The 22,850-nt window shown below is 70.2% G+C and carries 24 protein-coding genes; 10 read left to right on the top strand and 14 right to left on the bottom strand.

The genetic code is table 11. The features are described from left to right. Positions 1-38 precede the first annotated feature (38 nt). The gene (locus tag LWF15_RS04695; RefSeq protein WP_232809110.1) at positions 39-1,931 is read left to right on the top strand and encodes a DUF6345 domain-containing protein; all 1,893 of its coding nucleotides are present in this window, start codon (positions 39-41) and stop codon (positions 1,929-1,931) included. 76 nt (positions 1,932-2,007) lie between these two features. Here LWF15_RS04695 and LWF15_RS04690 read toward each other — a convergent pair whose 3' ends face one another. Beyond that, the gene (locus LWF15_RS04690) at positions 2,008-2,487 is read right to left on the bottom strand and encodes a cupin domain-containing protein (protein ID WP_232809109.1); all 480 of its coding nucleotides are present in this window, start codon (positions 2,485-2,487) and stop codon (positions 2,008-2,010) included. 98 nt (positions 2,488-2,585) lie between these two features. Here LWF15_RS04690 and LWF15_RS04685 point away from each other — a divergent pair, with 98 nt between their 5' ends. Then, positions 2,586-3,413 carry a hypothetical protein gene (locus LWF15_RS04685; RefSeq protein WP_232809108.1) on the top strand — a complete coding sequence of 276 codons (828 nt, stop codon included), beginning with the start codon at positions 2,586-2,588 and terminating at the stop codon, positions 3,411-3,413. On the opposite strand, the gene LWF15_RS04680 is transcribed toward LWF15_RS04685, so the two are convergent. Both LWF15_RS04680 and LWF15_RS37290 read right to left on the bottom strand, forming a co-directional pair. Beyond that, positions 3,407-4,030, bottom strand: coding sequence for a CG0192-related protein (locus tag LWF15_RS04680; protein WP_232809107.1), 624 nt, complete (start codon positions 4,028-4,030; stop codon positions 3,407-3,409). The two genes, LWF15_RS04685 and LWF15_RS04680, sit on opposite strands and share 7 nt — an antisense overlap. Before the next feature lie 26 nt (positions 4,031-4,056). Then, positions 4,057-4,647, bottom strand: coding sequence for a response regulator transcription factor (locus LWF15_RS37290; RefSeq protein ID WP_408622703.1), 591 nt, complete (start codon positions 4,645-4,647; stop codon positions 4,057-4,059). A 170-nt stretch (positions 4,648-4,817) separates the two neighbouring features. Here LWF15_RS37290 and LWF15_RS04670 point away from each other — a divergent pair, with 170 nt between their 5' ends. Next, on the top strand, positions 4,818-5,090 hold the full coding sequence (locus tag LWF15_RS04670; RefSeq protein WP_232809105.1) for a GlsB/YeaQ/YmgE family stress response membrane protein: 273 nt from the start codon (positions 4,818-4,820) through the stop codon (positions 5,088-5,090). A gap of 67 nt (positions 5,091-5,157) precedes the next feature. Here the strand turns inward: LWF15_RS04670 and LWF15_RS04665 are convergent, their stop codons facing one another. From LWF15_RS04665 to LWF15_RS04650, 4 genes are all read right to left on the bottom strand, one after another. After that, positions 5,158-5,643 carry a molybdenum cofactor biosysynthesis protein gene (locus tag LWF15_RS04665; protein ID WP_232809104.1) on the bottom strand — a complete coding sequence of 162 codons (486 nt, stop codon included), beginning with the start codon at positions 5,641-5,643 and terminating at the stop codon, positions 5,158-5,160. An 84-nt stretch (positions 5,644-5,727) separates the two neighbouring features. Continuing rightward, positions 5,728-6,606: a carbohydrate ABC transporter permease gene (locus tag LWF15_RS04660; RefSeq protein ID WP_232809103.1), complete on the bottom strand. Its 879-nt coding sequence runs from the start codon at positions 6,604-6,606 to the stop codon at positions 5,728-5,730. Between the two features lie 10 nt (positions 6,607-6,616). Then, entirely contained in the window at positions 6,617-7,555 is a 939-nt protein-coding gene (locus LWF15_RS04655) for a carbohydrate ABC transporter permease (protein ID WP_232809102.1), read from the bottom strand. An 11-nt stretch (positions 7,556-7,566) separates the two neighbouring features. Further along, positions 7,567-8,916 (bottom strand): extracellular solute-binding protein, encoded by a 1,350-nt coding sequence (locus LWF15_RS04650; RefSeq protein WP_232809101.1) that lies wholly within the window; start codon positions 8,914-8,916, stop codon positions 7,567-7,569. A 238-nt stretch (positions 8,917-9,154) separates the two neighbouring features. On the opposite strand from LWF15_RS04650, the gene LWF15_RS04645 reads away from it, so the two are divergent. Then, a complete protein-coding gene (locus LWF15_RS04645; protein ID WP_232809100.1) occupies positions 9,155-11,005 on the top strand; it encodes a glycoside hydrolase family 2 protein in 1,851 nt (616 codons plus the stop codon). A gap of 43 nt (positions 11,006-11,048) precedes the next feature. Beyond that, positions 11,049-12,050 (top strand): LacI family DNA-binding transcriptional regulator, encoded by a 1,002-nt coding sequence (locus tag LWF15_RS04640; protein WP_232809099.1) that lies wholly within the window; start codon positions 11,049-11,051, stop codon positions 12,048-12,050. Here the strand turns inward: LWF15_RS04640 and LWF15_RS04635 are convergent. The 7 genes from LWF15_RS04635 to LWF15_RS04605 all read right to left on the bottom strand — a co-directional run bounded on the left by LWF15_RS04635 (position 12,047) and on the right by LWF15_RS04605 (position 17,916). After that, positions 12,047-12,445 (bottom strand): GlcG/HbpS family heme-binding protein, encoded by a 399-nt coding sequence (locus LWF15_RS04635; RefSeq protein WP_232809098.1) that lies wholly within the window; start codon positions 12,443-12,445, stop codon positions 12,047-12,049. The two genes, LWF15_RS04640 and LWF15_RS04635, sit on opposite strands and share 4 nt — an antisense overlap. Then, on the bottom strand, positions 12,442-12,777 hold the full coding sequence (locus LWF15_RS04630; protein WP_232809097.1) for a glycerol dehydratase reactivase beta/small subunit family protein: 336 nt from the start codon (positions 12,775-12,777) through the stop codon (positions 12,442-12,444). The genes LWF15_RS04635 and LWF15_RS04630 overlap by 4 nt, the downstream gene beginning before the upstream one ends. Then, positions 12,774-14,603: a diol dehydratase reactivase subunit alpha gene (locus LWF15_RS04625; RefSeq protein ID WP_232809096.1), complete on the bottom strand. Its 1,830-nt coding sequence runs from the start codon at positions 14,601-14,603 to the stop codon at positions 12,774-12,776. The genes LWF15_RS04630 and LWF15_RS04625 overlap by 4 nt, the downstream gene beginning before the upstream one ends. Beyond that, positions 14,600-15,154: a propanediol/glycerol family dehydratase medium subunit gene (locus tag LWF15_RS04620; RefSeq protein ID WP_232809095.1), complete on the bottom strand. Its 555-nt coding sequence runs from the start codon at positions 15,152-15,154 to the stop codon at positions 14,600-14,602. Before LWF15_RS04620 ends, LWF15_RS04625 begins: the two co-directional genes overlap by 4 nt. Next, positions 15,151-16,863: a propanediol/glycerol family dehydratase large subunit gene (locus tag LWF15_RS04615; RefSeq protein WP_232809094.1), complete on the bottom strand. Its 1,713-nt coding sequence runs from the start codon at positions 16,861-16,863 to the stop codon at positions 15,151-15,153. Before LWF15_RS04615 ends, LWF15_RS04620 begins: the two co-directional genes overlap by 4 nt. A gap of 10 nt (positions 16,864-16,873) precedes the next feature. Then, a complete protein-coding gene (locus LWF15_RS04610; protein ID WP_232809093.1) occupies positions 16,874-17,305 on the bottom strand; it encodes a diol dehydratase small subunit in 432 nt (143 codons plus the stop codon). 104 nt (positions 17,306-17,409) lie between these two features. Continuing rightward, positions 17,410-17,916: a gluconokinase gene (locus tag LWF15_RS04605; protein WP_232809092.1), complete on the bottom strand. Its 507-nt coding sequence runs from the start codon at positions 17,914-17,916 to the stop codon at positions 17,410-17,412. 177 nt (positions 17,917-18,093) lie between these two features. Between LWF15_RS04605 and LWF15_RS04600 the strand changes: the two genes are divergently transcribed. The 5 genes from LWF15_RS04600 to LWF15_RS04580 all read left to right on the top strand — a co-directional run bounded on the left by LWF15_RS04600 (position 18,094) and on the right by LWF15_RS04580 (position 22,819). Then, on the top strand, positions 18,094-19,062 hold the full coding sequence (locus LWF15_RS04600) for a hypothetical protein (RefSeq protein WP_232809091.1): 969 nt from the start codon (positions 18,094-18,096) through the stop codon (positions 19,060-19,062). Positions 19,063-19,229: 167 nt separating this feature from the next. Then, positions 19,230-20,063: an acyl-CoA dehydrogenase family protein gene (locus LWF15_RS04595; protein WP_232809090.1), complete on the top strand. Its 834-nt coding sequence runs from the start codon at positions 19,230-19,232 to the stop codon at positions 20,061-20,063. An 11-nt stretch (positions 20,064-20,074) separates the two neighbouring features. Beyond that, positions 20,075-20,992 carry a 2-hydroxyacid dehydrogenase gene (locus LWF15_RS04590; RefSeq protein ID WP_232809089.1) on the top strand — a complete coding sequence of 306 codons (918 nt, stop codon included), beginning with the start codon at positions 20,075-20,077 and terminating at the stop codon, positions 20,990-20,992. Then, positions 20,989-21,849: an ROK family protein gene (locus tag LWF15_RS04585; RefSeq protein WP_232809088.1), complete on the top strand. Its 861-nt coding sequence runs from the start codon at positions 20,989-20,991 to the stop codon at positions 21,847-21,849. Before LWF15_RS04590 ends, LWF15_RS04585 begins: the two co-directional genes overlap by 4 nt. 16 nt (positions 21,850-21,865) lie before the next feature. Further along, the gene (locus LWF15_RS04580; protein WP_232809087.1) at positions 21,866-22,819 is read left to right on the top strand and encodes an acetylxylan esterase; all 954 of its coding nucleotides are present in this window, start codon (positions 21,866-21,868) and stop codon (positions 22,817-22,819) included. Positions 22,820-22,850 lie beyond the last annotated feature (31 nt).

Here is a 22,850-nt window from a genome sequence, read left to right as displayed (position 1 = left end):
GGCCTGCCCGCCCGGCCTTCCCGAACCAGGAGTTACAGATGCCCAGGACCACCCGGAAGCGTGCCGCCCTCGTGTTCTCGATGGCCGCGGCGACCACCGGTGCCGTACTCGCCCCGCTCTCCGCCCAGGCCGCCCCCACTGAGGCGCTCACCGCCACCGTGTACCAGGTGGTGCAGGAAGGACTGACCGAGAAGCAGGCCGAGAAGCTCGCCCGTAAGGCCGGAGTCGGTAACGCTCTTCGCCCGGACGGCTCGTTCGCCTTCGTCGACAAGGCCCGCTTCGCCCGGGTGCCCACCCGGGAGATCGGCAAGGGGGTGGACGAGCGGCGCGGCGCGACCGTGGCCGAGGAGCTCGACCTCTCCAAGCTCGACGCGATCAGGACCATTCCGCAGGACGAGGCGCTGCGCAAGGCCCGTCAGCTGCTGGCCGTGCCCCAGGGGTACGGGATCTTGGCCTCGGTGGGTCACACCACGCTGGATCACAGCAACGGCGACGGAAAGCTGCTCAGCAGCCGTAATCTCGACACCACCGTCTCGTACCAGCTCACTCTGGCCGGGGTTCCGGTGATCGGGCCGGGGGCCAAGGCCCGGGCCTCGTTCGCCGGTGACGGCTCGGTGGTGCAGCTCGGCCAGTCGGTGCGCGAGGTGAAGGCCGACCGCAAGGTCGACATCATCACTCCGCAGAGCGCCCTGAAGACCTGCACCCAGCTCTACGGCGACGGGGTCAAGCAGTCTCTGCCCACGCTCGGCTACTACGCCCCGGCCCTCAGCGCGGTCCGGGCGACCGGCAAGGGCAGCGTCAATTCCCTGTTGCCGCACTACGTCTGCCAGCCGCAGACCCGGCTCGGCACCGATGACAAGGTACAGGGCAAGCTGGTCGCCGCCGCTCCCCAGCTGGCGCCCACGGTCGAGCTCAAGGCCTCGGGCGACGGGCGTACGGTCTCGGCCGCGGCGGGCGTGACCGGTGGCACGGCGCCGTTCTCGTACAACTGGTCCTCCTCGTCCGTCGCGATCGAGAAGCAGGGCGGCGAGCAGGTCCGCTACGCCGGTGCCCAGCGGCCCGAGAAGGGTGACTTCACCGAGACGGTGACGGTCACCGTGACCGACGCCAACGGCCTGGTCAGCACCGCGCACGTCGACCTGGTGAACCAGAAGGGCGAGGGCTCGGCCAGCGGTGTGCAGGGCGGTGCCGGTGGCTCGTTCGCCAGCAACGGCATCGAGCAGACGGTGGACGAGTGGCAATGCGCCCAGGACAGCGCCAACGGGTTCAAGTCGGTGATGCAGTCGAAGGGGCACAGTGTGGCCTTCGACTGGCGCGGTAACAGCGCCTTCGAGAAGGACTTCAAGGACCACAAGCAGAACGGCTGGGACGACCGCTACGTCGACGACGTGGACGCCCAGTGGTACACCGGCCACGGCTGGTCCGGTGGCTTCACCTTCAAGGGCAACCACGACGACGGCAACATCACCCCGGCCGATGCCCGCTGGGGCGACCGGAACCTGGAGTGGCTGCAGCTGGAGAGCTGCCAGGTGCTGAAGGACACCAACGGCAAGAACGACTACTTCGGCCGCTGGAGCCAGGCGTTCCAGGGTCTGCACCTGCTGAACGGTTTCGACACCAACGCCTACTGCATCGACGGCGGGACCGGCCGGCGCTTCGCCAACTACCTGTTCCCGGAGACGTTCCTGTGGTGGACCACCCGGGACGCCCTGACCGTGCAGCAGGCCTGGGCCTCGATGGCGAACGACCTGGAACCGGCCGGGGTGCGCTGGCGTTCGGTCAGCCCGGCGACCTACCGGGCGGCCAGCAACAGCTGGGTGACCAACCTCGGTGACCACTACTGGGGCCAGGGCAATGTCGGCCCGGACATCCGGCCCAACGCGACCACCGACCGTCTCGACGGCTTCTTCTCGGTGAGCGGTCTTTCCTGATCGAGAACCGAATTGAGGACGGGTGGCGCACCTCCCAGCCGGGAGGTGCGCCACCCGTCTTTTGTCGGCTCAAAGGTCAGTCGAGCCAGTACGTGTCGTGTTCGATCATGAACGCCGCCCGCTGCTCGTCGCTCAGTTCGGCGAGCTTCGGCAACCCTTCGAAGTAGGCCTCTCGCGGGGCTCCCGGGGCGAACATCAGCAGCATGGAGGCGGGTTCGCCGGATTCGTTGCGAAAGCCGTGGATCCCGCCTTCCGGGACGTAGAAGAAGTCGCCGGCGTGGGCGTCCACCCATTCGTTGCCCTCGTACAGCCGCACAGTGCCGGACAGAATGAAGAACGACTCGGAAATGCCTCGGTGGAAGTGCGGATCCGGGCCACTCCGTGGGCCCAGGAAGTCCCAGCGGTAGAGCCCGAACCGGCCGTTGGTCTGTTCACCGGTGGCCAGATAGCTGGTGACGGTCTTGGCCAGCGGCAGTTCCGGTGCGGCATCGCCCGGCCGGATCCAGGCCGTCTTCTCGCCGGACTCACCGTGGTACGTGGGTGGTGGATAGGACATCTTTCCCCCTTCGGACGCGGTGCCCCCAACCTACTTCCCCCGTCCGGCCGGTATCAGCAGGTCGCGGGCAGCGCTCGTTTCCGGCAGGGAGGCAGGACATGACCACGATCGAGTCCAGGCCCGCAGAGCGGGTATCGGCGGTGCTGGGCGACCGGGCCGCGCAGGCGCTGCTGGCCGACTGGCTGGCGGCCGGGACGGTGGTGGGTCACGGGTTCGCCAACTTCTACGCGATCACGGCCCGGCCCGAGGCCGAATCGGTGCAGCGACTGAACCGGATGAAAGGCCGCCCTGCCGACCAGCCCGGCAGTGTGACCGTGCCGCCCTCGGGTGTGGCCGGGCTGTTCGACTGGGCCGCACTGCCGGGCGGTCTCGACCGGCGCCGCATCCTGACTGTCATCGACGTGCTCTACGGGATGGGCCCTTTCGGCTTCCGTGGCCCGGCCGTGACGCACGTCCCGGACCATCTGACCGTCACCGAGAACGGTGTGCGCACCGTGCAGGTGATCGCGCCGGGATACGCCTGCCCGTCCAACGCTTTCCTGGCCCGCTGCCTGGACGCGGCCGGCACCGATCTGCTGTACGTCACCTCTGCGAATCGTTCGCACCACCTGACCGGCGCCGAGGACAGCCCGGCCCACTGGAAGGCTTCCGGGCTCCGGGCCGACTTCGGGCACGTGCCCAACTTCGCCGTTCTGGAACACCAGGACGAGGCCGCGGCCCGGGCGGCCTATCCGCGGTTCGCCCCGATGTCCACGTCGGTGATCAGTTTTCACCGGGCCCTGCCTACCGACGCGAGCGGCCGGCAGGTCCTGACCCTGGAACGCCACGGGTCGCTGGCCGTCGACGACATCCGCGAAGTCCTCGACGACCTGGGACTGGGCCTGACCTCCCGGGCCGGTCAGCGGCTCACCGCCCGGACCTACTGACGGATGCCGGCCACGATCACCGGCTCGGCGTCGGCCCAGCGCACCGTGAGGGTGTGCGTGACCCCGGTGAGCTCCCTGCCCACCTCACGGGCCACCACCAGCACCGGCCCACCGGTGGTGACCACCGTGTACCCCGCCTCGTCGTGCGGCTGCGCACCGGCCACCGGAGGAACCTCGGCGCCGGCCTCTCCGCTGCCCACCACGGTGGCCGTGGGTGGGCGCTCGATCAGGCCGCCGTTGCCGTCGTCGACCATCTCCGAGGCCTGCGTCCCGCCGGTGAGGACGACCTGGGTGAGCACGGCGGCCCAGACCGGGTCGCCGCAGCCGTCGTAGACCCAGCGGGTGCCCAGGGCCGAGTGCTCGGTGGTGCCGATCAGGTGCTCGTCGGCCCCGCGCAACGGCTCGCTGCGGTAGGTGGCGGGCACGTGCAGCACGGCGCCGGTGGTGGTCCGGAGCAGGAACGTCTCGATCCCGACCTCGCCCTGCGGGTCGTCGAAACGGTAGGCGCCGATGGTCTGCACTCCACCGCTGCCGTCGGCCCAGGCCCGCGAGCGCAGCCAGGGCGTGAGCAGTTCGAGCTTCGAGGGCGTCAGCGTGGCCTTGTGGATGTGAGCCATGCCCAGACCCTACGGCCCGCCACCGCTCACGGCCCGCCCTTCCAGTGCTCGATCCGGTGGTGATCGGGGGTGAATCCGTGCCCGACGCCCCAGAGCACGGCCTGGGTACGGCTCTCCACCCCGATCTTGCGGTAGATGCTGCGGATGTAGGACTTGATCGTGTTCGGGCTGAGGTAGGTCAGCTCGGCCACCTGGGCGTTGCTCATGCCCTGGGTGATCAGGGCGAGCACCTCGGCCTCGCGGTCGGTGAGCCCTTCGCCGCGGCCGGGCCAGTTCAGCCCCGGCGCGGTGCGGGCCCCGGATGACTGCTCGCTGATCACCATCTCGCCGGCGTGCACCGCCTGCAGGGCCGCCACCAGGTCGCGGGCGGACATCGTCTTGGACAGGTAGCCGGACATGCCCTGTTCCCGCGCCCGCTGGATCAGCATCGGATGGAAGTTCCAGGTGTAGACCACCACCCGCCGGGCCCGGGGGTTGGCCACCAGCGTGCTCAGCTCGTCCACGTCGGACTCGGGCTGGGCGAACGTGTCGTACAGAACGATGTCGACGTGGTCGTCCACCCCGAGGTTGAGGTCGATCTCGGCGATCAGCACCTGGTCGCGGTAGTCGTCGAGCATGGTGGCCAGGCCGTTGGCGACCACGTCGTAGTCGTTGACGAGCGCGAGCAGGATCGGTGGCTTCGTCACGAAAGGACGATAACCCTCCCTAGGGGTGTGCCGGACCAGCCCTAGGGGTGGTTGCGTAGAGGTCAGGACAGCAAGGAACCCCTCTCGGAAGGATCCTGACCATGCTTGGCCTGATCATCACTCTGCTCATCGTCGGCCTGATCGCCGGCGCGGTCGCCCGGCTGCTGGTGCCCGGCCGACAGCACATGTCGATCCCGACCACCATCGCGATCGGCGTGGTCGGTTCGTTCGTCGGGGGCTTCCTCGGCTACCTGATCTTCGGCAAGGACTCCACCGACGGCTTCTTCCAGCCCTCCGGCCTGATCGGCTCGATCATCGGGGCGATCATCGTGCTGCTGCTCTGGATCAACCTGGGCAACCGCCGCACGGTCTGAGACACCCCCTTCAGACCCCGGAACCCGCCGCGGGGCCACGCGCGGCGGGTTCCGGCCTGCCCAGAACTCAGCCGGGCGAACTGATCTCGACCTTCACCGGGCCGAGCCGAAGCGTTCCGTCGTTCAGCGGGACACAGCGGATGCCGCCCTTCCCGCGCAGCGCCCGGAAGGCCCCCGGCCCGATCGACACGTCCATCCACGCGCAGGGATTGGCCCGGCGCTTCACCGCGAACGAGACCGGCCCGTCCCCGGAGTCGAGCGTGAGCACCTGCCCGACCAGCGAGTCCACCTCGATCCCGGCCACCATGATGGTGCGCCGGGTCTGCAGCAGGCCGGTGCCCGGCGGCAGCCCTTCCATCGACTCTTGCGCGATCAGCGTGACCAGCGCGTCCCGGTGGGCGGCCTTGCCGAAGTAGCGGTCGCCGACCACCCCCAGCCGCTCCCGCACCGAGATCTCCGGCACCAGTTCACCCGGCGGCAACGGCCCGGCCCCGTCCGACGGCCGGCCCTCGAACCGGTGCACGGGGGAGACCAGGAGTTCAACGATCTGCACGGCCCGAGGCTAACCAAACCCAACAAACTAAGGACGTCCGCGGGCACCCAAAGGGGCCCACGGACGTCCACAGTTGGTTGCCTTTTACTTGATGCCCGTGCTCGCAATGCCCTGAGTGATCTGGCGCTGGGCCACCAGGAACACTGCCAGCAGCGGCAGCAGACCGAGTACCGCCGAGGCCAGCACCTCGGCCTGGTTCACGCCGGTGGCCCCGAGCAGGCCGCTCAGACCCACCGGGATGGTCTGCGACTTGGTCTGGGTGAGCACCAGCAGCGGCCACAGGAACGCGTTCCAGGTGGTGACGAAGGTGAAGATGGCCACCGCCGAGATGGCCGGCCGGGTCAGCGGCAGGCAGATCTGCCAGTAGACCCGCCACCACGAGGCGCCGTCGATCCGCGCGGCCTCGATCAGCTGCTCGGGGATGCCCTTGAAGAACGAGCGGAAGACGAACACCGCGACCGGCGAGGCGGTGGCCGGCAGGATCAGCGCCCAGTAGGTGCCGAGCAGCCCGAGCGCCCGGAACTCGATGAACTGGGGCAGGACCAGCGCCTCCATCGGCACCATCAGCCCGGCCAGGATCACCACGGCCAGCACGCTCTTGGCCCGGAAGCGCAGGTGCGCCAGCCCGAAACCGATGAGCGAGCAGACGATCACGGTGAAGACCACCGAGAGCGTGGAGATCAGGAAGCTGTTCAGGTACCACCAGCCGATCGAGTTCAGCTCGAAGGCGGCGGTGTAGGCGTCCAGGGTCCAGTTGTCCGACCAGATGCTGATCGGGTCGGCGGTGATCTCGGCCGCCGGGCGGAACGAGGTGATCACCGTGAACGCGAACGGCACCAGCCAGATCAGCGCCCACAGGGTCAGGCAGGTGGCGGCCAGCCGGTTGAACGTCTTGGAACCGAGTTTGTCCGCCTGCGAGGTCTCCCGGTTCTGGGAGCGACGCGAAAGGGTTGCAGTGCTCATGGTTTTCTCCTCACGCGTCCGCGCCGCGACGGCGGGTGGCGAACATCCAGACTGCCGAGATCGCGACCAGGATCAGGAAGTAGACCATGGTCGCGGCGGCCGCGTAACCGCCCCGGTAGGTGGTGAAACCGGTGTCGTAGATGTACTGGATCACCGGGCGCGTGGTGAGGTTCGGGCCGCCCTGCAGCAGGATGAAGATCTGGTCGAAGACCTTCAGTGAGGCCAGGATCTGCAGCAGCAGCACCAGGCCGATGGTCGGGCGCAGCAGCGGCACGGTGATCGAGCGCATCTGCTGCCAGGCCGAGGTGCCGTCGATGGCGGCGGCCTCGTAGGTGTCTTCCGGGATGTCCTGCAGCGCAGCGGTGTAGAGCACGAAGTTGAAACCGAAGGTCCACCACACGGTCAGGATCGTGACCGCCAGCCAGGCGCCGTTGGTGCTGCCCAGGAAGTCCGGGGCGGTCAGCCCGACCGCGTCGAAACCTTGTGCGAACAGGCCGATCTGGGGGGCGTAGAGGAAGGCGAAGATCAGCGCCACCGAGGCCGAGGGCACCACGTAGGGGGCGAAGAAGGCGATCCGGAAGAACCAGCGGTTACGGCTGATCCGGCTGGCCAGGACGGCTGCGACCAGCGGCAGGACCACCAGGAAGGGCACCGTGAGCAGGGTGAACAGGGTGCTGTGCCACATCGACTTCCAGAAGTCGACGTTGCCCAGCACGGCGGTGTAGTTCTCGAACGCCACGAACTCGCCGAGGTCGTTCTTCACCGTGGCGGTGTTGAAGAAGCTGATCACCAGACCGACCAGGACCGGCCCGACGAGGAACAGCCCGTAGAGGATCAGGAACGGGGCGGAGAAGAGCCAGCCGGCCCGGTTGTCGCGGCCCGAGGTCTCGACCGCGGAGGTCTCCACCTTCGCGATCCCGGGAGCGGGAGCAGTAGTCGTCGTTGTCACCTGTTCGCTCCTCAGCTGACCGGCGCGTTGGTCTCGGCGAGCTTGCGCAGCGCCGACTTGATCTGGCTGGTCCCGCCGGCCGGGCTGGTGCCCCCGGTGAGCACGGTGGAGACCACGCCGCCCATCTGGTTCTGGAAGTCCGAGCCGGCACCGGTGTACCAGCCGGTCGGGTCGTAGACCGCGTTGAAAGCCGCGTCCACGTAGTTCTTCTGCGGGCTCAGTTCCTGGAACTCGGCGCTCTCCTGCACCGGGAGCCAGGCCGGTACGTGGCCGCCGCCGGTCCAGATCGTGCTGTTCTCGAGCAGGCCCTGGACGAACTGCGCGGCGTACCCGGCGCGTTCGGCGGACCGGCCGTCGGAGGCCGGGATGATCAGGGCGTGCGAGTCGGCGTAGGCCACCGGTTCGCTGCCCAGCAGCGCCGGGATCGGCACCATGTTGAACTCGAGGTCCTTGCCGTCGGGCAGTTTCACCCCGGCGTACAGAGGCAGGTTCCACACCCCGTCCAGCAGGAAACCCGCCTCGCCGGTGCTGAACTGCTGGTTGGCCAGGGCCGGGGTGGCGCTGGCGGGCATCAGTTCCAGCTCGGTGGTGAGCTTCTGGAGGAAGGCGAAGGCCTCGTCCATGGCCGCGTCGTCGACCGTGACCCGGGTGCCCGAGTCGGACACGACCGGGTCGGCCAGACCGCTGTACACGGTGTAGAACCAGCGCCAGACCGTGGACGGGTCGGTGATCGTCGGCATCGTCGCGCCGTAACCGCCGGTGACCTTCTTCATCTCGGTCAGCGCCTCGACGAAGCGGTCCGCGCCGGAGATGTCGGTCAGGTTGTCGCCGGCCGGGTTCAGCAGCCCGGCCTGCTCGGCCGCCGCCACGTTGTAGTAGAGGACGAACGGGTGGGTGTCCAGGGGCAGCGCCCAGGTCTCCCCGTCGATCGTCGCCTTCTCCCAGGCGGCCGGGGTGAACTTGTCCTGGGTGACGCCCAGGTCGGCCAGACCGGTCTCCCGGTAGGGGGTGAGCAGGCCGGCCTGGGCCAGCGTGGGCAGCCGGGACAGGTGGGTCAGCGCCACGTCCGGCGGCCGCTGGCTCGAGGCGGCCAGGGAGAGCTTGGTGTAGTAAGGATTTCCCCAGGCGAGCAGGGTGGACTCGACCGAGTTACCGGTGGTGCCCTGCACCAGATCGACCATCTTGGTCATGTTCTCGCCGTCGCCGCCGCCGAACAGATGCCAGAAGATCACATCTGCGGTGGCCGGCTGACCTCCGGTCAGGCTGGTGACGACCGGCGAGCCACAGGCGGACAACAGGCCCGCCAGCGACAGGCCGCCTCCCATGGCCAGGAAGTTGCGGCGTGTGTAGTTCCCACGCATACGGCATTCGCTCCTCATTGTGCGGCCCGCTCAAGCCGGACGTGTCGCAAGGGGCTCCTGGACGACGACCTGGCTGGGTGGAGGTTGACACACCCGTTTGCATCGATGCAAGACCCTGGCCGGACGGGACCGCGGATGTGACGACGGGCGGTCCACCTGCGGGTTGCATCGTTGCAAACATCTGCCCCATGCTGTCACCGAACTGCCGACGACGCCGCTTGAAAGAGGGTCCACAGACGTGAAGGCGACAGAACAGGACGGTTCGTACCCCCGGCCCCTGCAGGTGCGGCCGGACTGGGTGAACCTCGACGGCAGCTGGGACTTCGCGTACGACGACGCCGCCCGCGGGCTGGCCGGGCACTGGTACCAGGACGGTCCCTTCGACCGGAAGATCGAGGTGCCTTACCCGCCGGAGTCACCCGCCTCCGGCATCGGTGACACCGGCTTCCACCCGGTGGTCTGGTATCGCCGAACGGTCGCCGACGAGGTGCTGGCCCGGGACGGCGGCCGCCGGGCGCTGATCCACTTCGGCGCCGTCGACTTCGTGGCCGACGTCTGGGTCGACGGCCACCACGTGACCCACCACGTCGGGGGGCAGACGCCCTTCACTGTCGACGTCACCGACGTGCTGCAGGCCGGGACCGACGAGCACGTTCTGGTGGTGCGGGCCGAGGACGACCCGTTCAGCCTGGAGGCCCCGCGCGGCAAGCAGGACTGGCGGGAGAAGACCCACGGCATCTGGTACGAGCGCACCACCGGCATCTGGCAGACGGTCTGGGCCGAGTCGGTCCCGGCCACGCACGTCACCGAGGTCTACTGGCGTCCCGACGTGGCCGGCTGTGCGGTGCACGGTGAGGTCACGCTGAACCGGCTGCCTGCGGCGAACGCCCGGATCGACGTGACCGTGAGCTTCGGCGGCGAGGTGCTGGCCGAGCAGAGCACCGTGGCCCGGCTCACCACCACGGCTTTCGACCTGAAGATCCCGGCCCTGGTCAACGGTCAGGACCGGGCCCGGCTGCAGTGGAGCCCGGAGCACCCCAACCTCGTCGACATCGGTGTGGTGGTGCGCGACCGGGACTCCGGCGCAGTGCTCGACGAGGTGGCCAGTTACACCGGCCTGCGCTCGGTCTCGGTGGGCGGCGGGGCGTTCAAGCTCAACGACGCCCCGATCTACACCCGCTCGGTGCTCAACCAGGGCTACCGGCCGCAGACCCACAACGCCAGCACCGGCACCGCCCAGCTGCGCGGAGAGGTGGAACTGCTGCTGGCCATGGGCTTCAACTCGGTGCGCAACCACCAGAAGGCCGAGGACCCGCGGTTCCTGTTTTGGGCCGACAAGCTGGGCCTGATGGTGTGGGGCGAGACCGCCGCGGCGTACTCGTTCTCCAACACCGCGGTGGAACTGCTCACCCGTGAGTGGACCGATCTGGTGCGGCGCGACCGCAGCCACCCGAGCGTGGTGGTCTGGGTGCCCTTCAACGAGAGCTGGGGGGTGCAGGACATCGCCGCCGACGCGGCCCAGCAGAACTTCGCCAAGGGCGTGACCGCGCTCACCCGCGCCCTCGACCCGACCCGTCCGGTGATCTCCAACGACGGGTGGGAGCACGTGGACAGCGACATCATGGGCATCCACGACTACACCACCACCGGTCCCGGTCTGGCCCGCAACTGGGGTACCGCCGAGGCCGCCGACGCCCTGGTGCGCTCGGAACTGGGGGTGCAGGGCCGCAAACCGGTGGTCGACCCGCTGGCCCTGGTCAAGTGGGACGCCGGGGTGGCCCCGCTGATGATGACCGAGTTCGGCGGCATCTCGCTGTCGGCGAACCCCGACGACTGGGGCTACGCCAGCGTGACCTCGCCGGCGGAGTACCGGACCATCGTCGGGGAGCTCTTCGACGCCCTGCGGGCCGCGCCCACTGTGGTCGGCTTCTGCTACACCCAGTTCATGGACACCGGGCAGGAGACCAACGGCCTGCTGTACTCCGACGGCACCCCCAAGCTCCCGGTCGAGACGATCCGGGCGATCGTCACCGGCACCACCGACGACGTGAAGCTGGAGACCGGCGCCACCAACGGCTGGCAGGACTAGGCCGGGGACGCTCCGGGACCGGGGGATGTGAGAAGGTGCGCGGATGGCGGTGACCCTGCGCGACGTGGCCCAGAAGGCCGGTGTCAGCGTGCGCACGGTCTCCAACGTGGTCAACGGCTTCCAGCACATCGCCCCGGCCACCCGGGCCCGGGTGCAGGCGGCCCTGGAGGAACTGGACTACCGGCCCAACCTGGTGGCCCGCAGTCTGCGCCAGGGCCGCACCGGCATCATCATGCTGGTCCTGCCGGAGATCAACGTCTCCTACTTCGGTGAGCTGGCCCACGAGGTGGTCGACTACGCCACCTCGGCCGGGATCACCGTGCAGATCGACGAGTCCGGCGGCGACCCGGAGCGGGAGAAACAGCTGATCACCTCGCTGGCCCAGGCCAGCTGGGTGGACGGGGTGCTGTTCAGCTCGCTGGGCCTGCGCGGGGTCGACCTGGCCGGCCTGAGCGGCACCCGCCCGCTGGTGCTGCTGGGGGAGCGCACCGCCCGCACCACGCTCGACCACGTCGGCATCGACAACGTCGAGGCGGCCCGGCAGGCGGTGGCCCACCTGATCGAGCGGGGACGCACCCGGATCGCGGCCCTCGGCGGCAGCGGTGGCGCGCGGGACGCGACCTCGCGCTACCGGCTCAAGGGCTTCCAGAAGGCCATGCAAGCAGCCGGTCTGGACCCGGCCGGCCTCTACCTGCGCACCCCCGACTACCGCCGCACCAGTGCGGCGGCCGCGGTGCGTGAGCTGTTGCAGTGGCCCGAACGCCCGGACGCGCTGTTCTGCTTCAGCGACGAACTGGCCGCCGGCGCCCTGCGGGAGCTGCACGACCAGGGTGTCCGAGTGCCGCGGGACATGGCCGTGGTGGGGTTCGACGACATCGAGGCCTCCCGCTTCAGCGTGCCCGCGCTCACCTCGGTGCGCCCCGACAAGGCCGGGATCGCCAAGGCCGCGGTGGACGCGCTGCTGAACCGGCTCGACGACCCCCAGGGCAAGCCCCGCGAGATCGACGTTCCGTTCGAGCTGGTGGTGCGGGAGAGCAGCGGCTAAAAGGCGGCCACCGCGGCCTGGGCCACGGTGACGTCCTGGTCGACCGAACCCGCACTCACCCCGACGGCGCCGACCGTCTGACCCTCGCGCAGTACCGGGATGCCCCCGCCGAAAGTCACCAGCCCACCGGAAAGATGTTCCAGGCCGTACAGTTCGGCGCCCGGCTGGGTGGCTTGGGCCAGGTCGGCGGTGGGCATCTCCATCATGATCGAGGTACGCGCCTTGCGGGTGGAGATGTCGATGCTGGCCTTGATCGCGCCGTCCATCCGCACGAACGCCACCAGGTGGCCACCGTCGTCCACCACCGCGATGTTCATCGGCTGGCCGATGCTGATCGCCTCCTTCACCCCGGCGTCGATCATCCTCTGGGCATCGGTCAGGGTCAGGCGGCTCATGCTGGCTCCTCGAGGTTGAGTGGTGCGGAGACGACCACGCGGGCGGCGTTGCGGCCGGCCCGGCGCGCGGCTTGCGGGGTGGCGGCCTCGTCGCGCGAGACCGGTTTTCCGGTGGGTAGTTTTGAATGATGGACGATGGTCAGCCCGGTTGCGTCGAGCCCGACCCCGACCTGCAGCGGGGAGCGGTTCGCGGCCCGGTGGGCCAGGTCCCGGGCCGCCCCCGTGCGCTGAGGTACGACCTCGAACGGCACCCCTTCTTCTTCCAGGCCGGCGCAGATCTCGCGCAGCAGGTCCAGCGGGCCGCTCGTGAGCACCACCACGCGGGGTTTCATCCGGCCGCCTGGGCGAGCACGAGGCCACTGGCCACGGCATTGCGGGGGCCTTCGGTGCCGCGCACATTGCCGGTGCCGCAGACGATTCCGTAGGGGGCCAGCGCGTCGGCGACGAGTTCGGGGATCTCGAAGTCCAGGGCCGAACCGCCCAGCAGCACCACGAAACCGATCTGGCGCAGGTCACCGTAGGGGGCGATCTGCTTCAGCGCGCGCAGCGCGTTGACCACGAAGACCCGGTGCTTGGCGGTACGCCGGACCTGGCGGATGCGTTCGAGTCCCTGACGCCCGGGAATCGGCACCAGGGCGTCGGTGCCCAGCACCACCACCCGGGCGAAGACCTCGGGCGGGAGCGGGTCTTCGGAGAACTGCACGGTGCCGTCCTCCAGGCGGAGGTGGAAGAAGCTCTCGGCCTTGGCCAGGGGGGCCTGCTTGATCTGCTCGGCCAGGTCCCGCGGCACCCCCAGTTCGGCGGCGATCAGCCGGGTGACCAGGTCGCCCGCGCCGGCCACGTGCACGGTGGCGGTCGAGCCGGACCGATCGGCCCGGGCCGCGTCGGTGGAACCGCCACCCAGATCGAGAACGACCAATGGACGATCGGTGCCAGGAGTGGTCAGCGCTCCACGGGTGGCCATCTCGGCCTCCACCCCGCCGATCACCACCTCGACCTGCTCCGCCCCCGCGGCCCGAAGCCTTTCCGCCACGGCCTCGGCGACCTGGCGCATCGGGCCGTGGCTGGTGCGCACCATGGCGGCCAGCGCCACCGCGTTCTCCAGGGCGACCTCACCGGCCAGCCCGCCCCGCACGTCTCTGGGCACGAAGGTGTCCACCGCCAGCAGGTCGCCGATGCGCACCTCGGCCGGGTCGACCCCGGAGACGTCGGCCATGTTCTCCTTGACCGAGGCCGTCATCCCACCCACGTTCGTGCCCGCCTCACCCGAGGCGTCGAGCAGCGGGGTGATCCGTTCGAGGGCGCTCATGATCGCCTCAGCACCCTCGCCGACGTCGATCCGCAGGGTTGCCGTCTCACCCCGCAGCTCGATGCTTCCGGCCGGGATCCGCCGGTCGCTGATCTCGCCGGACGGGGTGCGCACCACCACGGCCGAGCGGATGCCGGTCAGGGCCCGGGCGACCGGTGAGACCGCCCGGGTCTGTTCCGCGTCCAGCCCGAACACCGTGGCCAGACCGTAGGCGTTGGACAGGGTGCGGATGGTGCGCCCGGGCGCGGCCACCTCCACCGCCGCTCGCATGCCCAGGGGTACCGAGGCGACCAGTCGCACCTCGTCCACGATCGGGACCCGGCGGTCGGTGCGGTTGGCCACCAGCACCGCGTCGTCGTTGCCCAGCACCGCACCGCGCAGTTCGACCCCGCGCTCCAGGGCGGCGTTCAGGCCCTTGCTGACCACGGCGAAGTCGACGCCGACGGGGACCACCACGATCACCTCGTCACCGGGCGAACATCCGTCCAGTTCGCCGAACGCCACGGTGTCGCCCACCCCGAGGCCGGCGCCACCGGGCGTGCGCGGATCGTGCCCGATCATCGTCGACTCGGTGATCAGCGTCTCGGTGATCGTCTCCATCGCCAGACCGCTGATCACCGGCGTAGCCTCGTTGACGAAAACCCGCCGGAGCGCACCCAACGAGGCCCCGGACGTCTTCAGTGCGGCTCTGACCGCCGCCTCCACACCGTCCACGTTGGCCGACGTGCCCTTGACGCCCGTGGTCGCGACCAGCCCACTGCCCAGGAACTCGACCCCCGCGGGGCCCAGCCGGGCGGCGCAGGCCTCGGTGGTGGAGTTGCCGATGTCGACCCCGACCACCAGGTTCATGCTTCGAGAACGGGCTCGACCTCGACCGGGGGCGCGCCCTTCACCAGCAGTTCGCACTCCTTCAGGTGCAGCAGTGCGGCCTTGGCCTGCCAGCGCGGCCGGGCCATCTGGTCGTTCAGCGTCGGGACCGGCTGCGGTGACTCGCCCTTGGCGTACTGGGCGGCGTTGCGGCCGATCGCCCGGAACACCTCGGGGGTCATCAGCGGAGACTGCGGGAACAGTTCCAGCGAGCTGAGCCGGGGCAGGTCCTTCTGGTGGATCATGCTGGTTCCCCGGGCCAGCACCCCGATCCCGATGCCGGAGCCGGACAGCCGGGCCGCGAGGTGCGCCATCGCGGCCAGGTCGGCCCGGGCCCGCACCTGGATCACCCGGGCGTGCACGCCCTGCTCCTCGATGCCGGCCAGGATCTGCCGCACCACCTCGGTGTGCGGCACGTCGACGATGGTCTTGGTGAAGAAGGTGGCGAATCCGGGGGAGAGGGCGAGGACCACCTCGTCCGGCCGGGTGCCCCTCTCGGCCCGGCCCCGCTCCCTGAGCTCGAGAGTGTTCACTGGACCTCCAGTTCCGGGTTCTCTGCACTGGTCACGTGGCGCAGCTTCTTCATCTGTTCCCACCGCTCGCCGCTGGGACGGTAACCCGTTCCGGGGCCGGCGTAGTCGTTCGCGTCGTTCACCGCCGACAGCGGCTCCAGGTTCGCGTCCAGGATCGCGCTGGTCTGCAGCAGATCTCCGGAGACCCGCTGCCGCAGCACCGTGAGCAGGTTGCCGGCGATGTCGGCGAAACCCCGCTCGTGCAGCGCCTTCACCAGGTCGAGGCCGGTGACGCCGCGTTCCATCACCGCGGCCGCGCCCTTCAGGTCCTCGATCACGTCGCGGGGCACCAGATCGTCGGAACCGTGGGCGTAGACGGCGGTCTCGATCTCCCGGTCGGTGATCGCGGGCAGCCCGAGGTGGGCGAACACGGCCTGCAGGGCGTGCCCGGCCCGGCTGCGGGCAGCCAGGATCTCGGCCTCACCGACGTGCTGCAGACCGCCGTCGATCTGGTAGTCGCGCTGGATCGCGTTCCAGTCGTCGTAGTCCTCGGCGTCGACGTTCGAGCCGGCGAACATGTTGTCGTAGTTGGGGGTGCTGGAGTAGCCGGAGCAGACGAAGTCCGTGCCCGCCATGATCTGCGGCATCAGCCGGGAGGTGCGGCGCATCGCGGAATGGCTGAAGGACTGGTCGTTCCCGGAGGCGCACTCCAGGTCGAGCATGCTGGCGATCATGTTCTCGGCCGCCACCGCCCGGATCCCGCCGGGCACCGCCCCGGGCACGCCGATGCAGCTGATCGAGCCGTTCTGCAGCCCCTGCACACCGGCGCCCTTGGTCACCAGGATGCAGCGGATCTCCAGGTAGAGCATCGAGCGGCCCTCGGCGTTGCCCATCTGCACCTCGGAACCGGTGCCCGAGGTGAAGCGCATCTTGATCCCGCGGCTGGCGTAGGCCGCCGCCAGGAACGCCTTCGACCAGGGGGTGTCGTCGCCGTCCACGAACACCGACTCGGTGCCGTAGACCGAGATCGTCTCGGCGTAGGCGGTGATCCCACGCATGCCGAGGTCGAGTTCGGTGGCCTCCTCCAGGGCGCACTGGGTGAGCCGGCCACCCCTGCCGACCTGCCCGCCGACCTGCAGGGCGATCGCCACCAGCGGGGCGTAACGCACCACCCCGAGCGTGGTCTCGAGCTCGGAGAAGCCCCTCAGCGACGCCTCGGCGGCCTCCATCGCGACCTGCAGCGGATTGTCCCGGGCGCTGGTGCAGTGAGCCTGGTTCGCCGGGGTGCGACGGGCCCGCATCTTCTGCATCCCCATCATGATCTCGACGATGTTCATCCGCTTCACCGTCTCCAGCAGGGCCGCCGGGGTGAGCCCCCGGGCCACCCGCAGGACGTCGGTGCGCGAGACGTTGGGGTCGACCAGCATCCGGGCGACGGTGTCCGGGCCGAGGGCCATGGCCTGCTCGGCCGTGCTCACGTCGATCGCGTGGTCGGCGATGAACTGGTCGAGGAAGTCGAAGTCGGCGCGCTCGCGGCCGTCCATCTCGGCAACCCGGCCGTTCTCGATCCGGATGCTCGGGTGCGGGTCGAAGTCGCTCTCCATCGCGACCATCCCGACCTCGGGCCACTCCTGCACGAAGCCGTCCAGGTTGACCGGCCGGTTCTCGAGGACCTCGGTGCGCCGGGAGTGCCGGGGAGCAGGGGTCTCGGGGTGGGGGAGGGAAGACATCCGGGGCTCCTCAGTCCTCGGCCGGGGCCAGCAGGCCGCGGCGTTCGTAGACCTCGGCGGCCTCGCGGACCAGCGCCGCGGTGGCCTCACCGCCGTAGGAGGTCTCGAGCTCCTGCGCGATCGCCAGCAACTGCTCCTTGGTGGAGGTGTGCGGGCGCAGCGCGTTGTACATCTCGAGCACCCGGGCGTCGGAGACGGCGATCAGCTCGGCGGCGCGGCGGAAGTTCTGCCCGAGCTGCGGGCGGCCGGAGGCGTCGGCCACCTCGGCCTGGATCCGCAGGGTGTCCGGGGCGATCCGCAGGTCTTCCGGGCGCACCTGCCCGGTCACCACGTTCTGCAGGGTGAGCTCGGAAAGGGGTTTACCGGTGGGGGTCTTCAGCAGGTCGGGGCGCTTGACACTGACCGGGTAGTCGTGGGCCGGGTCGAAAGCGGCTTCGGGCATCGCAACCTCCCTCTGCGCCGGACGGCTGCGTCCGGCGACGAAGGTCACGGTTACATGCGAAACGTTGCAGCAACGTTGCAGAGCGAAGCGGAGTGACTGAAGAACTACTGAGAGTCGCGGATCCAGGCGGCCACCGTCTCGGTCAGTTCGCCGACCGGCCGCACGCCGTCCACGGTGATGCCGTTCTCGTCCTCGCCCAGCGGCTCCAGGGTCGCCAGCTGGGAGTCGACCAGGGTGGCGGGCATGAAGTGGCCGGGCCGGTGGCCCACCCGCTCGACGAGCACCTCCCGGGGCACGTCGGGCAGCACGAAGCGGAGCTGGGGCAGACCTTCGGCGAGCAGGTCGCGGTAGCTGCGCTTCAAGGCCGAACAGGCCACCACCAGACCCTCTTCGGCGTGCTTGACCAGTTCGTCGTGCACCGCGGCGAGCCAGGGCCCGCGGTCCTCGTCGGTCAGCGGCACCCCGGAGGCCATCTTGGCCACGTTCGCTTCGGGATGCAGGTCGTCCCCGTCCTGGAAGTCGACACGCAGCATGCCGCTCAGGGCGGTGCCGAGGGTGGACTTGCCGTTGCCGGAGGGGCCGAGCACGACGAGAAGGGGCGAACCGGTCATGCGGATGATCATCTCCTGTCCGGGCCGGGTCGGCCACATGTCGTGCCGCTGGTTAAAGGGCCCCGGCCCGGTGGCCGATCCAGCACGGGACCCTGTTCCCTGCGCTCGTCCTCGTCGCGCGGGCCCGGACAACCTCACGCATAGTGGAAAAGGTTGCGGACATAAGGAGTGACGAGCGTGCGGGCACTGATCCTCGACGGCCCGGGAGGCCTGGGCCGGGCCACGGCGGCCGAACTGGGTGCTGCGGGGGTCGAGGCGGTGCTCGCCGGGCGCGATCCCGGACGCTACGAGCAGATGCTCGACCTGCGCGGTGATCTGAGCGACCTCTACCGGGCGGCGGCTCAGGCGACCGTGGTGGTGAACTTCTCCGGCGTGCCGGACGTGCGCCTGGCCGAGCGGGCCGGGGCGGCGAACGCGGCCTTCGTCGAGACCGGGTCCGACGCCGGCTACCTGTCCGAGCTGGCCGGCCTGCACCCTCGCACCCCGGTGCTAATCGGGGGCCGGCTGCTGCCGGTGCTGGCCGGGATGCTGGCCCGCGACGTGGCGGCGCACGACTCCGCTGATCCCGCCGAGCCCGTGGAGATCGGGATCGTGCTCGGTGCCGGTGACCCGGAGAGTGCCGCCGACCTCGGGGCCACCTACGCGTTGTTCGGGCGTTCCTTCACCGATCCGGCCACGGGGGAGGCGGTGCTGAACTTCAGCGGCCGTCGTGAGTTCACCCTGCCCGACGGCCGTCGCCGCCACCTGGCTCAGGTCGACTGGCCCGACCAGCAGGTGCTCACCGCTGCTCTGGGCCGTCCGGTACGCACCTACCTGGCCACCGGTGACCGGTTCAGCACCACGCTGTTGCGGGGCGTGAAGCGGATGCCCGGGGCGGCCCGGCTGCCTTCGGCCCTGCATCTGCCCGGCCGTCCCGGCTGGCAGGTGGTGGCCCAGGCCGGGCCGGCTCCCGGCGCGGTGCGCAGCTGGGCCGCCGGCCGGTATCAGACGCCCTGTGCCGCGCACATTCTCACGATCGCCACCCGCCGGGCGCCGACGCTGGAACCCGGTCTGCACCGGGTCGGCGATCTGCTGACCCTCTCGGACCTGAGCGGGCTGGAGGGGCTGGCGCTGGGCCGATCTGCGCTTGGGGTGCCCCAAAGCTGAGATTTGCTTTGGCGGCAACTCAGTGTGCCTGTCCGACAACAACTTTCACGGCCGGGATCTTTACTGCACGTTTACTTACGCCCGGCCGGTGTGACAAGAGCGGTCTTTCGCTGTGAGGTAGGCGTGGGGGCGTTCCCTCCGCGCTGCTCATCCAGCATGCTGACGACATGAACACGCCCGAGGTAGACCCGCTCGCTGCGACCGAGTGGCTGCGGGGACGCCTCCGGGACACCGGTGGGTCGCGGCCGGACCTGCTCGCCGCCTCCGGCCTGCTGGGCATCACCGTGCCCGCCGCGTTCGGCGGCCCGGCCTGCTCGGTGGTGACCCTGACCGAGGTGCTCGCCGGTCTCGCGGCCGCCGACCGTGACCTGGCCACCCTGCTGCACGGCCACTACCTGTTCCTGCGGGCGCTGACCGAGCAGGGGGTGCGCGACCAGCAGGAGTACTTCTTCGCCGAGGCCCGGGCCGGTGCCTGCTTCGGCGGGACCGGTCCGGGCTTCGGGCCCCCGGCCTCCGGTGCCACGGTGCCGGCGATCACGCTGGCGCGCTGGCGCAACGGGGTCTACCGGCTCGACGGTGAGAGCTTCTGCGGGCCCGGCGTGCTGCGGGCCGGCTGGCTGGTGGTGCGCGCGGTGCTGGTGGACGAGCTGGCCGAGTCCACTCCGGAGCCGGACGAGGTCTTCGCGGTGATCCGGCACGACGAGCTCGGGGTCACGCACGACGGCCCGGGCGCCGACGGCGGGCTGGTCTGGCTGGACGGCGTGCGGGTCGCGGCCGGCTGTGTCGTCCCCTATTCCACGCTCTTCGACCGCCCCACCACCTACGAGGCCCGGCGGCTGGTCACGGCGGCGGCCCTGGACGGCCTCCCGCCCGAGGAACTGCGACCGCCTGCTCTGGCGGTGGACCAGGCCGAGGCCGGCCTGGACACGGTCGAGAACGCGCTCGGGAGAGTGACCGCCGCGTCACGGGTACCTCTGGCGGAGCGCTACGCCGGGATGTAAGGCTTCGGCGCATGTCGATCGTGGTCAGTCTGCCCAGTGACGAGCTGTTCCAGGCCCTGTCCGGCCTGCCCGGCATCACGCCGGTGAGGTGGGACCTGGAGGAGCCGCCCCCGCGGAAGGACCTCGACCTGGTGGTGCCGCCGTACCTGTCCAAACCACCCGCGCTCCGGGCCCTCGAGCAGGTGGGCCGGTGCGTGGTGCAGAGTCAGAGCATCGGCTACGACGGGGTGTCGCAGGCCCTGCCCGAAGGGTTCACCTTCTGCAACGCCGCGAGCGTGCACGAGACCTCGACCGCCGAGCTGGCCGTCGGCCTGATCATCGCCGCCCAGCGGGAGCTGCCCGGATTCGTGCTGGCGGCCCAGCAGGGCGAGTGGCGGGGTGGCACCACCCGGTCGCTGGCCGACTCGCAGGTGCTGGTGATCGGCCAGGGCGGGGTCGGCCGGGCGGTGACCAGCCGGCTGGCCCCCTTCGAGGTCACGCTGGTGCGGGTGGCCTCGAAGTCGCGCACCGACGCCGACGGCGAGGTGGTGCACGGCGTCGACGAGCTGCCGCAGTTGCTGCCCGAGGCCGACGTGGTGGTCCTGGCCGTACCGCTCGGTCCCGGCACGACCGGCCTGGTCGACGAGGCCTTCCTGGCCGCCCTGAAACCGGGTGCGCTGCTGGTGAACGTGGCCCGCGGGCCCGTGGTGAACACCGACGCCCTGGGCGCGGCGCTGTCCGAGGGACGGATCCGGGCCGCGCTGGACGTCACCGATCCCGAGCCGCTCCCGGCCGGGCACCCGCTCTGGAAGCTCGACAACGTCCTGATCACCCCGCACGTCGGCGGCAACACCACGGCGATGACGCCCCGGGTCACGGCCTTGGTGCGGGCCCAGGCCGAGGCTCTGCGGGACGGTAAGCCGCTGCGCAACATCGTGATCGAGCCGTGAACGTCCCGGTCCTGGAGATCGGCGGTTCGCACCTGACCGCCGCCCTGGTCTCACCGACGGGTCCCGAGGTGCTGCGGCTGCGCCGGTGGCACGTCGAACCCGACGCATCGGCCGAGGATTTCATGAAGGTGATGCTGGAAGGCGCCGACTGGCTGGCGGTCGAGCCCGGGGCGGCTTGGGGGGTGGCCATGCCCGGGCCCTTCGACTACCGCTCGGGCGTTGGGCGCTTCGTGGGAGTGGGCAAGTTCGAGGCGCTCAACGGGTTCGACGTGGGCACCGCCTTCACCGAACGGGCCCCGGCCCGCCCCGGTCGGGTCGTCTTCCTCAACGACGCCGACAGTTTCGGCCTGGGGGAGTACACGGTCGGTGCGGCGAAGGGTTTTCGGCGCGCGATCTGTCTCACGCTGGGCACCGGGGTGGGATCGGCCTTCGTGGCCGACGGGGTTCCGCTCTCGTCCGGTCCGGGAGTGCCTCCCGAGGGCGAGGCGCACTTCATCGTCTGGGGCGGGCAGGAGCTGGAGGAGACGGTCTCCCGCCGGGCGATCCGCCGGGCCTACCGCGAGCAGACCGGCGCCGACCTGGACGTGCACGAGATCGCCGAACTGGCCCGGTCCGGTTCCGAGGTGGCCGGTGCGGTGCTGGAGCACGCCTTCCAGGCGCTGGGCGAGGCGATGTCCGGCTACGTGCGTGACTTCGGCGCCGAGGTGCTGGTGCTGGGTGGGTCGATCGCCGGTTCGTTCGACCTGATCGAGCCGCCGCTGCGCAAGGGGCTGGCCCGGGACGTGGTGATCCGGGTGGCCGGTGATCCGGAGAACGCCCCGCTGATCGGTGCCGCCGTGCACGCGACGAGCAGTTGAGACGAGAGGGAAAACCGTGGGATACGCCGATCTTCCGCTGTCCGAGCTACGTACGTACCGGTCGGAGGTGCCCCGGCCGGACGACTTCGAGGAGTTCTGGCAGCGCACCCTGAAGGAGTCCCGGGCGGCCGGGTTCGAGACCCGGCTGGAGCCCGTGGACAACCGCCTGACCACGGTGGACACCTGGGACGTGACGTTCGCCGGGTTCGGCGGTCAGCCGGTGAAGGGCTGGCTGCACCTGCCGGCCAACCGCGGGGAGGGGCCGCTGCCGGGAGTCGTCGAGTACATCGGCTACACCGGCGGCCGGGGTCTGCCGCACGAGCGGACCACCTGGGCGCAGGGCGGGTACGCACACTTCGTGATGGACACCCGGGGCCAGGGCGGCGACACTGACGACGTGGCCGGCTCGGTCAGCCCCTCGGTGCCCGGCTTCCTCACCCAGGGCTGGGACTCGCCCGAGAACCACTACTACCGCCGCCTGATCACCGACGCGGCCCTGGCGGTCGACGCCGCCCGGGGTCTGGCCTCGGTCGACTCCTCGCAGGTGGTGGTCACCGGGGTCAGCCAGGGAGGCGGTCTGGCCATCTCCGGCGGTGTGCTCGGGGGTGCTCAGGCGGTGCTCTCGGACGTGCCGTTCCTGTGCGACTTCCCCCGCGCGGCCTGGATCAGCGCGACCTCGCCCTACGACGAGCTCGTGCGGTTCCTGGCCCGCCGCCGGGAACGCACCGACCGCCTGTTCGAGACCCTGTCGTACCTGGACGCGGTCAACTTCGCCCGGGACGGTCGCGTGCCGGCCTTGTTCTCGGTCGCCCTGATGGACCCGACCTGCCCGCCCTCCACGGTGTACGGCGCCTACAACGCCTGGGAGGGCGAGAAGAGCATCCGGGAGTACGCCTACAACCAGCACGAGGGCGGTCAGGCGTACCAGCAGCTGGAGCAGTACGACTGGCTGCGTACCTTCTTCGCCTGAGTAGTTCCGTCACCGCAGGGCCCGGGTCGTC

It is taken from the genome of Kineosporia rhizophila, from assembly GCF_021277265.1.
Classification (GTDB): Bacteria; Actinomycetota; Actinomycetes; order Actinomycetales; family Kineosporiaceae; genus Kineosporia; species Kineosporia rhizophila.
This window is presented reverse-complemented; position numbering and strand designations above follow the sequence as displayed.